The 14,046-nt window shown below is 35.7% G+C and carries 12 protein-coding genes; 2 read left to right on the top strand and 10 right to left on the bottom strand.

The features are described from left to right. Positions 1 to 3: 3 nt before the first annotated feature. The 4 genes from AXF17_RS07555 to ygiD form a co-directional block, all read right to left on the bottom strand. Positions 4 to 2,787 (bottom strand): CRISPR-associated helicase/endonuclease Cas3, encoded by a 2,784-nt coding sequence (locus AXF17_RS07555; protein ID WP_094234491.1) that lies wholly within the window; start codon positions 2,785 to 2,787, stop codon positions 4 to 6. A gap of 615 nt (positions 2,788 to 3,402) precedes the next feature. Next, the gene (locus AXF17_RS07565; protein ID WP_237049037.1) at positions 3,403 to 3,894 is read right to left on the bottom strand and encodes a hypothetical protein; all 492 of its coding nucleotides are present in this window, start codon (positions 3,892 to 3,894) and stop codon (positions 3,403 to 3,405) included. A gap of 101 nt (positions 3,895 to 3,995) precedes the next feature. Next, a complete protein-coding gene (locus AXF17_RS07570) occupies positions 3,996 to 4,829 on the bottom strand; it encodes a hypothetical protein (RefSeq protein WP_094234492.1) in 834 nt (277 codons plus the stop codon). Between the two features lie 100 nt (positions 4,830 to 4,929). Continuing rightward, positions 4,930 to 5,703 (bottom strand): 4,5-DOPA-extradiol-dioxygenase, encoded by a 774-nt coding sequence (gene ygiD, locus AXF17_RS07575; RefSeq protein WP_094234493.1) that lies wholly within the window; start codon positions 5,701 to 5,703, stop codon positions 4,930 to 4,932. Between the two features lie 205 nt (positions 5,704 to 5,908). Here ygiD and AXF17_RS07580 point away from each other — a divergent pair, with 205 nt between their 5' ends. Next, a complete protein-coding gene (locus AXF17_RS07580) occupies positions 5,909 to 6,307 on the top strand; it encodes a hypothetical protein (RefSeq protein WP_094234494.1) in 399 nt (132 codons plus the stop codon). A gap of 240 nt (positions 6,308 to 6,547) precedes the next feature. Here the strand turns inward: AXF17_RS07580 and AXF17_RS07585 are convergent, their stop codons facing one another. From AXF17_RS07585 to AXF17_RS07600, 3 genes are all read right to left on the bottom strand, one after another. Beyond that, a complete protein-coding gene (locus AXF17_RS07585) occupies positions 6,548 to 6,844 on the bottom strand; it encodes a DUF2871 family protein (protein ID WP_330398487.1) in 297 nt (98 codons plus the stop codon). A 441-nt stretch (positions 6,845 to 7,285) separates the two neighbouring features. Further along, on the bottom strand, positions 7,286 to 10,423 hold the full coding sequence (locus tag AXF17_RS07595) for a type I restriction endonuclease subunit R (protein ID WP_094234496.1): 3,138 nt from the start codon (positions 10,421 to 10,423) through the stop codon (positions 7,286 to 7,288). Between the two features lie 11 nt (positions 10,424 to 10,434). Beyond that, positions 10,435 to 10,929: a hypothetical protein gene (locus AXF17_RS07600; RefSeq protein WP_094234497.1), complete on the bottom strand. Its 495-nt coding sequence runs from the start codon at positions 10,927 to 10,929 to the stop codon at positions 10,435 to 10,437. Between the two features lie 152 nt (positions 10,930 to 11,081). On the opposite strand from AXF17_RS07600, the gene AXF17_RS07605 reads away from it, so the two are divergent. After that, positions 11,082 to 11,729 carry a restriction endonuclease subunit S gene (locus tag AXF17_RS07605; RefSeq protein WP_237049038.1) on the top strand — a complete coding sequence of 216 codons (648 nt, stop codon included), beginning with the start codon at positions 11,082 to 11,084 and terminating at the stop codon, positions 11,727 to 11,729. Here AXF17_RS07605 and AXF17_RS07610 read toward each other — a convergent pair. The 3 genes from AXF17_RS07610 to AXF17_RS07620 form a co-directional block, all read right to left on the bottom strand. Further along, complete coding sequence (locus AXF17_RS07610) at positions 11,726 to 12,295, bottom strand: restriction endonuclease subunit S (RefSeq protein WP_207651550.1); 570 nt, start codon at positions 12,293 to 12,295, stop codon at positions 11,726 to 11,728. The genes AXF17_RS07605 and AXF17_RS07610 overlap by 4 nt on opposite strands. Beyond that, positions 12,288 to 13,271: a site-specific tyrosine recombinase/integron integrase gene (gene xerA / locus AXF17_RS07615; RefSeq protein WP_094234498.1), complete on the bottom strand. Its 984-nt coding sequence runs from the start codon at positions 13,269 to 13,271 to the stop codon at positions 12,288 to 12,290. The genes AXF17_RS07610 and xerA overlap by 8 nt, the downstream gene beginning before the upstream one ends. A gap of 119 nt (positions 13,272 to 13,390) precedes the next feature. Further along, positions 13,391 to 14,046, bottom strand: a 656-nt coding sequence (locus AXF17_RS07620) for a restriction endonuclease subunit S (RefSeq protein WP_207651551.1), incomplete at its 5' end; no start/stop codon positions are given.

Below are 14,046 nucleotides of genomic sequence, written 5' to 3' on the forward strand. Positions count from 1 at the left end.
ATTTCATTCCTTTCTCAACATACTCATGCCATATTTCTTATCATAGTGCAGAGTGATTCCATGTATTTTACAATCATTATTTTCATCAAACATAAGTCCCAAAGCCCCCTTTAAATATTGATTTTCCTGCCATTCAGGCAAAACTTCTATATTAAATTTTTCTAATTCTCGTATAACATCATTTGTTTCATCATAAAAATGTGGCAGTCTTATTGTCGCTTTAGACAACTTAATAGCGATTTTTTTATCATCTATCTTATCTGATATATCTTCACTTTCATCGAAAAAGGAGTATCCTTTTTCACATTTTTTTATTACAATAACTTCAATTATCTCTTCAACATCTCTAACTTGTGCATAACCATATTCTTCATTACTTTGGGGGTGTGTGTTTTTCAACCACCCAATCAATGAAACATTATTCTCTTCGCTCGGAACTGATAAATCAGGGTTTCCCAACAAATATGTTTTAGCTTTCTCTTTTTTCTTAGTTTTCTTTTTTTCAAATTCCTTTTTAAAAAGTTTTAACTTATCTGACTCAATTGCTAATTCCTCTCCATAAACTTTTTGAACCAAAGGCGATATATCTGAAGGTAAATCAATGATATTTGGTAAACATGCCTGTGTCTGTGCAAGAAGATATGAACCATATACATATTTAGTTCCCTCATCAAACTCATATTCTTCAGATGTTCCAATAACATATATTATTGGGTCTCTATGCAAAGTTGGTCTCTCTATTTTGTGTCTGTGCAATCTGCCTATTCTTTGAAGCAATAAGTCCATGGGTGCCAATTCACTAATTAGTACATCAAAATCTATATCAAGACTCTGCTCTATAACCTGCGTACCTATTATGATTTTCTTTTGAGGTCTTTCAGCTTTCTTTCCTGCAATATTAATCAAGTTGCTTTCTTTCTCTAATCTATCGGTTGCAATAAAGTTTGAGTGCAATAAAATAACAGTATCTTCATCGAACATTTCAACAAAACGCAGCGCAAGTTCTTGTGCCATCTTTACAGTGTTGACTATTATTCCAACTATACCTCCACCATCAGTCAACTTTTTCACTGTATCTTCAATACAGTCTTTTTCTAGTCTTTCAACCCTAACTGATTTAATTTCAGATTCCGGAAAGTTTATAACTTTATTTATGCTACTTCCATTCGTATATGTAATTAACGGATAATTGGTTAATTGCCTTAATCCATCCAAATTCTTTATATCCCTTTTCTTTTTTCCTTGTCCTCTTAAATATGCCATTGCATATTTAACTCTACTATCTGCAGGCAAAGTCGCAGATAGCAAAATTACAGGGACATTATATGCTCCCATCCATTTAATTGAAGTTTCCAGATACTCACTCATGTAGGCATCATAAGCATGCACCTCATCAATTATCACAACTTTCTTACTCAATCCTAAATGTCTGAGAAATAAATGTTTTTGTTTAAGTGATGTTAATAAGAAGTTATCAACAGTTCCTATTACTACATCGTCAAGCATCGCAGTTTTTCTTCTCGTAAACCATGAATTTGAAATGACATTTCCTGAATTATCATACTCGTCCTGCAATCTATACATATTTAAATTTGTATAGTCACTATTTAGCTTTGCTTTTCCATGAACTAGCTGAATAGATATATCTTCATAATAACATTCAGAAATATTTTCTGACCAACCTCTTATTCTTGAAAATATTCCATTACAAGTAGCTTGGGTAGGTAACCCCATAAATATTCCACTTCTATCAAACTTATAGGCCAGTTGTTCTGCTCCTATCAGTGCAGCTTCTGTCTTTCCCACACCCATTGGTGCCTCAAGTATGAATAAGCCGGGTTTATCAATATTATTTAAAGTATCAAACATTGTTTTTTGAACACTGTTTGGTTTATCAAAACCAAATCTATCTTGATACAATGAATTTATATCATCAATACTATGTATGTTTATAGGTCTAGTCTCAAACCAGTTACTCCATCCATAACGGCTCCTATCAGACTGATTACTAACAACGTTGACAGATGTATCTAATAAAGGGAAAAATATTGTATTGCTGGCAATCCAGTCTGCCATGATTAATAATCCAGATAAAATTACCTGACCTGTCAATTTTACTCGTGGTAGTGCATCTATACTTTTGTAATCACATTCACTTAGTGCCCACTCTAGAATTTCTCGCTGTGCTTGTTTCCACTTTTCTATCACTTGCTTATTTTCACTATCATTATTTGTATCAAATTGATAATAGTTGCTTTCAAAAGACTCTTGTTTATCCAAAAGGCTTTTTACGTCTATGGGCTTACCATGGTGACTTCCTACAATTGAAGAAATATCATCTTTAATGCCAAATTTTTTTAAAATATACTGTCCAGCTAAAGAATGAGGTGATTCATTTGGGTTTTGCAAATAAGTGTTCGACAATCCTCTAAACCCTATATCCTCCAGCTTTTCAACCAGATACTTATCAAAATCATATGAATTGTTGTGCCCTTTTTTTAGCACGAAAACTGTTGAAATCTTGCCTATGTCGTGGGTTAACGCTAAAAACTCCGCTAACTTTTGTCCATCTAAATCGTTAATAGAATTTATTGCATCAAGAACTATCTGCTTCTGACCATCAGTCAACCAATGTTGCCATAAAAGAGAAGTTACACATCTAGTGTCAATGAGATGTTGTGTTAGTGAAAGCCATTCCCACTTACCGTCTTTTTCAGATTTTTTTGCCCATATGTAGTCAGAAATCAAACAGTTATCCTCCCCAAGTATTGTAATGATACTATCCATAAACAGTCCCCCGCAGCTGCGGGACTTTTCTATTTTACAACCGTTCTAAGGGTCACATCTGCGCTGCAGACTTTTACAACCATTCTAGTTGTATATTTATATTACAGATATACAATACCATTACTGTTATTAGAAATGCAAGTTCTTTAATTGTATTTTTGCTAGATATAAAATTCTGCTGACTTCATCACCGCTATGATTGCAAAGCCTGTTTTATCAAAGAACTTGAGAAAGAAATGGCTCTCCTCGTCATAACCGTTGATCCTAGTGGTGTGTTTTTTACAAGCTTTCCGAAAATAAATATTTGAAATATAGCAAATACCAGTGTAGATAACAAATAATTTAGTACTGCACTGTGTGCAGAATACGACATAATCCCGATGCGAAGAATATTTACGCCTGCAATATTCCATACAAAGCATGCTAGAAGTAGCAGCGTATTTCGTTGTACTTTCATGATGTTTTCCTTTGTTAATATACCTTTATACTTGTAGCTTATTTATTCCCACATGGCTTTTTGTAAGCTTTAATACAGCATCCTGCGCAATACCTCAAGCACAGCAGAAGAGTTATAATCCTGACACAGAGGATTTAATAAGTCATAATAAATATACTCTACAATGATTTATCTATTTCCTTTGCTATTCTACTCTTTCGCAATTTCCCCTGCAGTATGTACTTGAATAAAACTATAGGGTTAAAACTGTATGATAATTGGACTTTATAATAATTTATCCATTCAATCACAGCAAATCCCCAAATAGCGAAAGAGGTCATAGTTGCAAAAGATTTGCTGTGATTTGCTATCACAATAGCAAATCCTATACACAATAAAATTAGATCTAATACTTTGAGAACATTGTAAATTTTGCCCGTGAATTTCACAGCAAACCTCGGTTTAGAAATTCTTTTTATCAAAATGTACCAGAATAAAGATCCTTGTACAAGTATAAAACTAAGAATAAATAAAGAGAAAGAAATAGAAACCAGCGAGCCTGTGGCGATAATCAATTTCTTGAATACAAAAAAATTAATCCAAAATACCATTACCGCAACTAACTCTCCTACAGCGAGATTAAACAACTTTTGTTTCATTTGCTTTTTCAATATCCCGATACTCCGTATTATATAAATATAAATCTATATCTGATATATTAACATGAAATTTCTAGAGAGTTACAAACTATATAATAGCGGGATAATCTTGTTTACTCGCTCAGCTTTGCTATCGCCTGATCATACGAGATGCAGAGTGCCCCATCGAAGCTGAACTTCTTCCAGAGCGATACGTTGTTCTCCTCTCTATTAGTGCTGAAGATGATGGCCTTATCTAGCTGAGCAAATGAATTTGTAAATGACTTGCCACCATCTGCGCTTGGTACGGTTTTGCCGTTCCTCTTGTATACATCGGTGATCTTTCCACTGTCATCATGTCCAACGACATTGGTTAGAGTTTGAACCAGTTCAAGCTTTGAATTCTTCATGGTGTACTTGTGTATGTTGTAAAACATGCTATCATCGCCGTTTGAATCATATATGTATAGAGTATTTGCCTCTTTACCCTTGTATACGACATATGAAGTGCCCGCTGCAGCTTGCTGATCCGCAAGCTTACCATTATATGCCCCTTCATTAAAGCCATCGTAGCTGAGTTCCACGGCTTCCTTGCCATTATATGTATAGATGTGCATCTGTGCTTCATATTCATTATTCGCTGTGAAGAAAAACAGCTCCGGAATCTTATCACCATCTATATCACATAGGGAAATCGGTCTATCGATGCCTCGGCTATTATATGTGTCCTTGCCAGGAACGGTCTGCCACGAGTATGCCTTGATAGCACCCTGATTCTGTTCTATAACCGTCTTATACGCTTGGTACGCAGCCTTTCTCTTCTTCTCTAGCTTCTCTGTCACGCTTGTCTTTGACGGCTTTTTCTCTTCTTTCTTAGGCTCTTTCTTGCTGCAGGATGCGATAGATAGGATGAGCAGTGCGGATATTACAATCGCAATCGCTAATTTTAGTCTCGTCTTGGTATTCATGGCATTCCTCCCTTTTGGTAATCGTACTGTAATATTTAATCGTATTAAGTCTACATTAAACATCGTAATTACGGAGTGCTTGTGCTATAGTTCTGCATTCTTATTCAAATAAATAAGATGTCATCGAGATTGATCCGATGTTCCTTACGTTGTTAAAGACCTCAACTGTGCTTCCCTCGCTTGCCCCGAGTATGTATAGTAGCGGATAAAAGTGATCCTTTGTCGGAACGGCGTAATTGTAATCGCTACGATGCTCTATGCCATTTATAAGAGTGCTGTAATCACCGCTTAACACGATACTTTTTACAAAATCATCGAAGTCGTCGGCAAGTTGACTGCCGCCAGCATTGCTCCAGTCAACTAGTGTGAGATTATGTACGATGTTACCGCTACCCACAATCAGGTAGCGTTCTTCTCTTAGCACAGAAAGTTTGCGTCCCATCTCAAATACTTCTGCTTCTGTTAGATTCCTATCAACACTCAGCTGAACCACTGGGATGTCCGCAGCTGGGAACATATGGACCAGTACAGTCCAAGCGCCGTGGTCGATTCCCCATTCGTCATTTGTTGATACTTCATCGCTTAACAGCTCTTTCACCCTATTCGTTAGTTCTGAACTACCTTGTACTCGGTATCTCACTTTATATAAATCCTGAGGAAATCCGTACATATCGTAGATTTGCTTAGGCTCTTCTGCGCTTTCTATTAACGTGCCGCTTGTGTACCAGTGCGCAGAAATCATAAGAATTCCTTTTGGTCTACCGTATCGGTCTATTATATTGCGGCCTATGCTTCCAAATTGTTTTGTTATGTTGTTATCTTCAAGTGCAATCATTGGGTTTCCATGCCCGACGAATATCGTTGGCATCTTCATGTTATCGTCCACCTCCTATTTTAATATCTCTATCTGTTATAGAGTATTATACTAGAATTATGGAGTAAAGGGAACTTGGTTGATTGACGGTATATGCATGCAAGGAGTTATTTGCACCAGATGGTTGAAAATGAATGATAATGGGTTTACTCTATAGTCAGAAAATATTGGATACATACCTAGAGGTATGGGTCAGGAGGTTAAGATGCTATTAATCGGAGTAAGAGCGGATGGAAACTGGTTATTGTCGCAGTGGAATCTTACGTATGCTACCGGCTGGGAGGGCATTTGCAAGGCTGCTTCCAAGATGTACGATTACTATGATAGCAAGGAGATGCCAGCTCAGATATTAACGGATGATCATCTGACAGGTGCTCGTTCGAAGGAAGATATCATGAATATAGAGGAAGCTAGCTATCTAACTGTTAGGGGATTTTCGACGGTATTCAAGTTGCCACTGATGATTACTTTTTATAACCAGTCTAAGACTGTGTATGTCAATATCGCGCAGGCTACTGAGGAATTTGCGTATGCTGATTATGAGAAGTTTAATAAGTCGCTATGTCAGTATCTAGATAGCGTTGAGATGGCGATGTGCGAATAGGGCTGAGGTAATTCACAACATTTATTCTATGGAATCCAGTACTTTAAGGCTGGATTCTATTTTTATTTGAGTATGTCTCATTCTAATTTCAAAAAATAGTTGTTTTCGAAATAAGGATTTTCTTGGTTAGTATTTCAGAAAGTTTGTATTTGAGAGAAGAAAAAATCAGGTGTGAGCCTGATTTTTTGCATTATGTTTTGTTTTGAAATTAGTTACTTGTCCGCCTCAGATACACTGCGTCTAATCTGTAGTAGCATGATTGCCATGCTCACTATTAACAGCATATATCCGATTCCTGCCATGCCTGAGATTAAGGCATTTAGCCCTGTGGGTCTTTGCTGTGGTAAATGCAAAGTTCTTTTCTAGTAATAGAAGTAAGATGAAGAATACCATGCCGAGCAAGAAATAATGTGTATGCACTACGCTGAGGTATGTCTTGCCTGAAAAACCGTGGTATTTGGTAAATTCACGATAGAATACGCCTCCGATCATGGCGAGGATTGCGTATGCTAGGGCGGAATTCATGTATCGTTTCATATGGTTCTACTTAGGTGAAAGGTTTTATGAAATCTATAAACCATATCAATAAATTCTGAATATGGTGCTTCTTTTATCTCATATAAATATCTCTTCGTATTTTGTTTATATTCTAAGATCTTAGAAACGATAGAACTTATACAAACGCTTAGAAATGATAAGCTACCAGTTATTAGAGCCACAGTGACCACTGCATCCATGTTACTTAGCGTATTAATAAAATTTCTAACATAACCTATAAATGCCATAAATATGCGAAAAATAGTATAACCACAAATTAACAATACTATAATTCCTGAAATTGTATTGCCAATAGAATTCAATTGCTTTTTACTCAATGCATTCTCCTTTTTATATGTGTATAATCATTACAATTAAAGACAAGAGAAATCAAAATCACTGTTCTTTTTCTCTTGTCCTTGATTGGTTCAATTGTATTTATTAATTGTATATTTCCGTATTTTCTGCTACTAACGATAACACTTTCTCCTTGCTATCACTTATTACATAATGATTTAAATCCTCTCCATAGTCAAAATTATCTGTCCACAATTCGCACTGTGTCATAACCGTCTGTACTGCATCTTCCATTCCTTCAGGAGGATATCTATGTTTTTTAAGCAGCCTCTTTATCTGCATACGCATTGTTGCCCTTGCAGATTCTCTCTTTTGCCAGTCAATTGTATTATTCTTTCGTAATGCATCTGAAAGCTCTTTTGTAATTGCTATAAGTTCCTCGTTTTCATAAAAGTCTTTAATTGCCTGAGGTTTTGTCAATGCATCATAGAAAGCAAGTTCATCAGCTGTAAGACCTAGCTCTTCTCCTTCATTTTGTGATTTTGCAATCTGTTTAGCTAAATTAAGAAGCTCTTCAATTACAGCTTCGTTTGTAATCATTCCATTAAGATAAGCATTTAGTGATTTCTTTAGAATTTCACTAAACTTTTCAGCTTTTACAATATTTGTTCTGAGATAAACAGATATTTGTTCCGCAATCAACTTCTTCAGCAGTTCAATTGCTAGATTTTTTTCTTTCATATTTGCAACTTCTTGTAGAAATTTAGGATCAAATAGAGAGAACTCCTCTTTGATATCTGAAAATAAGTTTATTACCCCATCACTTTTAATACTCTGCTGCAAAAGTTCACTTATTCTTTTATTTATTTCATGTAATGGTAGCTTCTGGTCTGTTCCACTATTACTCAATCTGAGAACTACTACACGTACTGCCTCAAAAAATGCCGCTTCAAACCTACCACCTTCATCCACTATCGATGAACACAGTGAGAGTGCTTGATGAAGCATAAGTGCTTCTTTTACAAAAGAATCTTTATCATCAACTTTTTCTCTGCCCATAATAAAGTTAACCGCACCCGTTATAGCTTTTGCGCGCTCAAGATCTGTTCCATTTATAAATTTTGAGTAATCATATCCATGAAACTTATCACGACAAATAGACAGCTTCTCTAAAAATTTAGGATATGCGACCTTTGCAATATCAGTATCACCGTAGTTCTTTTGATCACGAGCAGTATACTCATTCATCGCTTGTTTCAAAGCAGTAGCAATTCCAACGTAATCAACAATTAGCCCACCTTCTTTATCAAGAAAAACGCGATTAACTCGTGCAATTGCTTGCATAAGATTATGTCCGACCATTGGCTTATATACATACATGGTAGCAAGAGATGGTACATCGAAACCTGTAAGCCACATATCGACAACTATGGCGATCTTCATTTTTCCATTATTATCTTTAAACTCTTTTGCAAGTTCTTCTTTGTGGCGCTTATTTCCAATAATTTGTCTCCATTCTTCAGGGTCCTTGTTTGCAGACGTCATAATAAGCCCAACTTTTTCTGTCCAGTTAGGTCGAAGCTCCAATATGCGTTTGTAAATCTTCATTGCTATTGGACGAGAATATGCAACAATCATCGCCTTGCCAGTAAGCAAGTTCTCACGATTATTTTCATAGTGATTTAGAATATCACAAACAAGAGAGTTGATTGTATTGTCATTTCCCAGAAGCACTTCCATTTTGCCTAAATCACGTTTGCTCTTAGAAATCACTCTCTCATCCGAGTGAAGTGCCATAAGATCATATTCCGCATCAATTAAATCTAATGTAGCTTGATCGAGGTTTAATTTTATTACACGACTCTCATAATAAACAGGGCGAGTTGCACCATCCTCAACTGCCTGTGTCATATCGTATATATCTATATAATCTCCAAACACTTCACGCGTATTTCGATCTTTAGACGAAATAGGAGTACCCGTAAAGCCAATAAATGTAGCATTAGGAAGTGTATTTCGTATAGTTCTTGCAGTGCCAACAATACATTTAGCAACTTCTTCGCCATCTTTATTTTTTGTAATCTTAATTTTCTCAGTTAGTCCATATTGACTTCTATGCGCCTCATCAGCCATAACTATGATATTATGACGTTCAGATAGAGGTTCATATGATTCTTCAAATTTCTGCATTGTGGTAAAGATAATACCATTTGCCTGTCTCCCTGCAAGTAAGCTTTTGAGGTTCTCCCTGCTTTCTGCTTGCACCGGCACTTGTCTTAAGAAATCCTTGCATTTAGAAAACTGACTATAAAGCTGATCATCAAGATCATTTCTATCAGTTAATACCACTAATGTTGGGCTATCCAATGCATCCTGCAATAAGCGAGCATAAAAAACCATTGAAAGCGATTTACCACTCCCCTGTGTATGCCAAAATACACCACCTTTACCGTCGGTAATGGTTGCTCGTTTTGTTGATTCAATTGCTTTTCTTACAGCAAAATATTGATGATATCCTGCAAGAATTTTAAATGTTTTAATTCCCTCATTGGAGAAGCAGATGAAGTTTTTAATTAAATCAAGCAATCTTTCTTTTTGGAACATTCCTTCAAAGAAAGTATCAAACTGTGCGTACTTAGTCTCCTCGTAGTCTCCATTCTTTGTCTTCCACTCCATAAAACGATCTTCACCAGAGGTAATCGTACCCGCTTTTGATGTCACTTGATCGCTCATAACGCAAATAGCATTATAAATAAACATGGAAGGAATTTCCTGCATGTAGTTACGAATCTGTCTATATGCTTCTGAAGCATCCGTTTCTTCACGTGAAGGAGATTTGAGCTCAACTAACACAATTGGCAAACCATTTAAGAATAGTATGATATCTGGTCGCTTGTTGCTATTTTCAATAAATGTCCATTGATTGGCAATTATAAACGAGTTGTTATATGGATTCTTGTAATCAACAATATAAACGATAGAGAAAAATTCTTTTCCATCTGAAAAATATCTTACAGGAATACCGTTTTGTAGATAATCCATAAAGACAGTGTTCTTTTGAATCAGTTCTCCATTTTCAAAGTTTTTTAGCTTGAATATTGCATCCTTGATAGCATCATCAGGTAGACCTCTATTCAAACGATATAGAGATTCCATCAAAACATCGTCATATAGTGGACTGCTAAAGTCTCTTTCAATATCAGGGCCATAAACATAATCGTATTCCAATTCACTTTGAAATAGCTCAATTATTGAATTTTCATAATTTGCTTCTGTAAACATTACCTTCTCCACTATCTATTATACTTACTTGCATCTGAGACTATTTCTATTATATGTACAAGTGTATCTTCTTTAATTACTATCCTTGCTTTTAGTTTACCTTTATCTTTATTTTCTAAAATATAAAATGCCTGCCCATTGTGTTTTCTGACGGAAAAAGAGCCATGAGCAATTGCACACCTGACCGCATAGAAAAATGAGTCAATATTACTATTCTTGTTATTGATATGAATTGCTATTTCTTCAAATTTCACATTTTCAAGTTGCCCTAAAGTTTTTAGTTTTGTTTCAATCTCCTTAACCGTAGTAATTATCCAATTAGAAGATAAAAAATCTATTTCTTTCTTTAATAATGGTGTTAGTTGTCTCTTATTCCATCCTAAATATTTAAACGTATTTCCACGAACACTTACTCCTTCTACCGGCGTATTAAATAAATAAAATTGTAGGATTTTCTTCATTCTTTCATTGATAATTATTTTATTCTTAAAAGTCCACTTTATCACAACAATCCTCCATTTTTTCTGTTGTATTACCTAATGACTGAAATTCAATACAACAATTTAACTCTAATAATTACTTAAACAATAATTTAGAGCAGCAAGCTCAAGCTCTTTTTAAGTCTTGGTTTGTTGATTTCGAGCCATTTAATGGAACTATGCCTTCTGACTGTGAAATAGTTCCTCTCGAAAAAATTGCTGATTTTCAAAATGGCTATGCATTTAAGAGTAAGGATCTTTTAAATGAGCCGTCATCAGACTGTTATCACGTATTCAAACAAGGACATATTGCTCGTAGCGGTGGATTTATTCCTGATGGAACAAAAAGCTGGTATCCAAAGAGCCTTGCATCAAAATTAGAGAAATTCGTTCTCAAAAAAGGCGATATACTTATGGCAATGACAGATATGAAAGACAATGTGGCAATATTAGGTAACACAGCCGTTATGCCACTTGACAATGAGTACATTGTCAATCAGCGAGTTGGACACCTCAGAGCAAATGGATACAAAGGAGTGACTTATCCTTTTATTTATTTACTTACTAACAGCACAGATTTTCTTGTTGACCTGCGTAGCAGAGCAAATAGCGGGGTGCAAGTAAACCTATCATCTTCTGAGATTAAAGCTTCGAAAACTGTTTTACCTTCAGAAGAAGTAAATAATGCTTTTTCTGAGATAACTCTTCCTATGTTTGAAATTATAATAAACAATCAGCTTGAAAATCAACGATTGGCACAACTCCGAGACACGCTTCTACCAAAATTGATGTCAAACGAGCTTGATGTATCAGACATTGACCTCTAAGCCGCTAAATTATTGTTTATCGCATTGTTTTCCTCTATTTTTTTATCGATAGAGTTTAAAATATCAACTATCTTTTCCTGTAATGATATTGGAGGTAGTTTTATCTCCATTCGTTTCAATATCCAACCAGACAGTCCGCCTCTTGTGCTTGTTCCATCGGATAACAAGCGAAACTCTTCATATCTGCTATCTAAATTGTAATACAGATAAAGTGGTAATATTATGCTTTCATTTGCTTTGCAAGCTATAACAGATTGGTTCATATAAGTATCTATCATCAAAAAGCTTGCTTGCCCTCTCGTATATCCCTGACCAGCAGTTGCAATAACAGTGCATCCCTTGGTCGCAAGCTTAGTCGAGGAATTTTCCACGCCCTTTTTTGTTATTTTTCTATCAGTATCATAAACAAATCTTTGGGAAGTTTCTCCAGAAGAAAGCCATTTAATGTTGCCGTTCCAGTATTCTTCGTGCTTGGTTGAAGGAGTTCCACCACTATATATTCGTTCGCAGACTTCTTCTAATGTATATTTCTTCCACTCTGCCATATTTTCACCTTTCTTATCCAATATATTTTCGATGAGCAATTTTTACATTGCATTGTTTTACCATTGCGTATTGCAAGGTCGTGTCTATCTTTCTATGCCCCAAGAGCTGTTGCAGTTGCTCAATAGGCATCCCTTTATCTATTGCCATAGTTGCAAGTGTACGCCTAAATTTATGCGGGTGTACTTTTTGCAATCCTAACTGTTTTCCAAATTCTCGCAGACGAACTTCAACTCCGCCAATTTTTAGCCTTTCGTGCGGTGCTTTTAGAGAGACAAAAAGTGCCGGGTTATCGTCGGTTCTGCTACTTAAGTAATTCTGTAAATGTATCTTTGTTCGAGCATCAAAATATACCACTCTCTCTTTACTGCCCTTACCGAAAACAATACATTCTCTCTCATTGAAATCAATATCATTTCGGTTGAGCAATACCATTTCTCCGACACGCATACCTGTTGAAGCCAACATATCTATCATTGCCAAATCTCTCAGTTCTGTGCAGTTATCTCTCATAAGTTCCAACGCTTCATCAGAATATGTTTCCTTTATATTTGTGCCAGTTTTAACTTTGTGTATACGTCTTACCGGACTTTTCAAGATGTAGTCTTCATCTTCCAACCAAGAGAAAAAACTTGAAAGTATACGCCTGATATTATCTATTGTTACCTTACTAGATTTTTTCTTTTTCTGATATTCTGTTAGATAACCACGTATATCGTCTGTAACTATATGTCGCACATCCTTTTTAAGTTCATCAAGCATAGTTTCAATTGTAGTCATATAGTATTTAAGCGATTTCTCGGAACAACCCTCAATTCGTTTTGCCGATAAGAATAGTTCTACAAAGTTGTGTTCTGAAGTTATTTCGTGGTACTGTTCTTCCTTTATATCATAGTTTGCGAGTGTGTATTGCAAAATCTCTCGTAGCTTTTCGTTTTGTGCGTTGTTCAAGTATGGTAACATGCCTTGAATAACATCTTTGATTAAATTTTGTTTCATAAGTCATTTCTCCTTTGTTTATTCTTAGAGAACGACTACGAGGTGGAGTCCCCTGATATTAACTTCTGCCACCCACAGAAGTTATGGGTATTTTGTACTATAAACAATAATTTAGTGGCCTAGAGGTTAATGCTGGAAACATCAAGCTCACCGGACATTAACTTCGGCAAAAGAGTGTCTCTTAATGAGGCGAGTTTCTTATTTTCTATTCGGTTTGAGATTATCAAGTCATAAATTGGCTGAAGCAATGTGCCTATTCGGTTATAGTCTGATTCATTAGGTATGAAAACCTCTGCTTTTACAAGTTCATCACGCTTGATGTGTCCCATTGTTGTTGCTTTGTCAGCAGCAACGGATATAAAATGATCAAGATGGTGTTTTGTCCACGAATAATAGAACCACTTGTCGTAGTTGCTTGATGTTACCTTGAATAAATGCTGATTTAAACCACAAACACCTCCACACCAAAAATCGACTAACAGACTACCTGACCAAGAAAAAATAACATCACCATCGCGAACAATGTATTCACTTTTGATGTTCGGAGAACACAATTCACTGTTATTATCACAACAACCTTGACGGAGCTCCTTGATTTTAAGAACTGGAATTCCAATTTCGTCATCTGTTGGATGATATTTTTGCATAGCAAGACCATTTAGGTAGTCTGCAATATCTATCAAACTGGCCTTCTTCCAACCATCAGGTGACGTTTTAAGAGATAAATGCTCATTTATAAATATTGCCTGAGCTTGCTGCTCTAAATTATTGTTTA

The sequence above is a fragment of the Mogibacterium pumilum genome (assembly GCF_002243385.1).
Taxonomy (GTDB): domain Bacteria; phylum Bacillota; class Clostridia; order Peptostreptococcales; family Anaerovoracaceae; genus Mogibacterium; species Mogibacterium pumilum.

Excerpts from the sequence above, each read along its gene's own strand:
- AXF17_RS07555 (WP_094234491.1), bottom strand. The coding sequence starts at position 2,787 with ATGGATAGTATCATTACAATACTTGGGGAGGATAACTGTTTGATTTCT.
- AXF17_RS07570 (WP_094234492.1), bottom strand. The coding sequence starts at position 4,829 with ATGAATACCAAGACGAGACTAAAATTAGCGATTGCGATTGTAATATCC.
- ygiD (WP_094234493.1), bottom strand. The coding sequence starts at position 5,703 with ATGAAGATGCCAACGATATTCGTCGGGCATGGAAACCCAATGATTGCA.
- AXF17_RS07580 (WP_094234494.1), top strand. The coding sequence starts at position 5,909 with ATGCTATTAATCGGAGTAAGAGCGGATGGAAACTGGTTATTGTCGCAG.
- AXF17_RS07585 (WP_330398487.1), bottom strand. The coding sequence starts at position 6,844 with ATGAAACGATACATGAATTCCGCCCTAGCATACGCAATCCTCGCCATG.
- AXF17_RS07595 (WP_094234496.1), bottom strand. The coding sequence starts at position 10,423 with ATGTTTACAGAAGCAAATTATGAAAATTCAATAATTGAGCTATTTCAA.
- AXF17_RS07605 (WP_237049038.1), top strand. The coding sequence starts at position 11,082 with ATGCCTTCTGACTGTGAAATAGTTCCTCTCGAAAAAATTGCTGATTTT.
- xerA (WP_094234498.1), bottom strand. The coding sequence starts at position 13,271 with ATGAAACAAAATTTAATCAAAGATGTTATTCAAGGCATGTTACCATAC.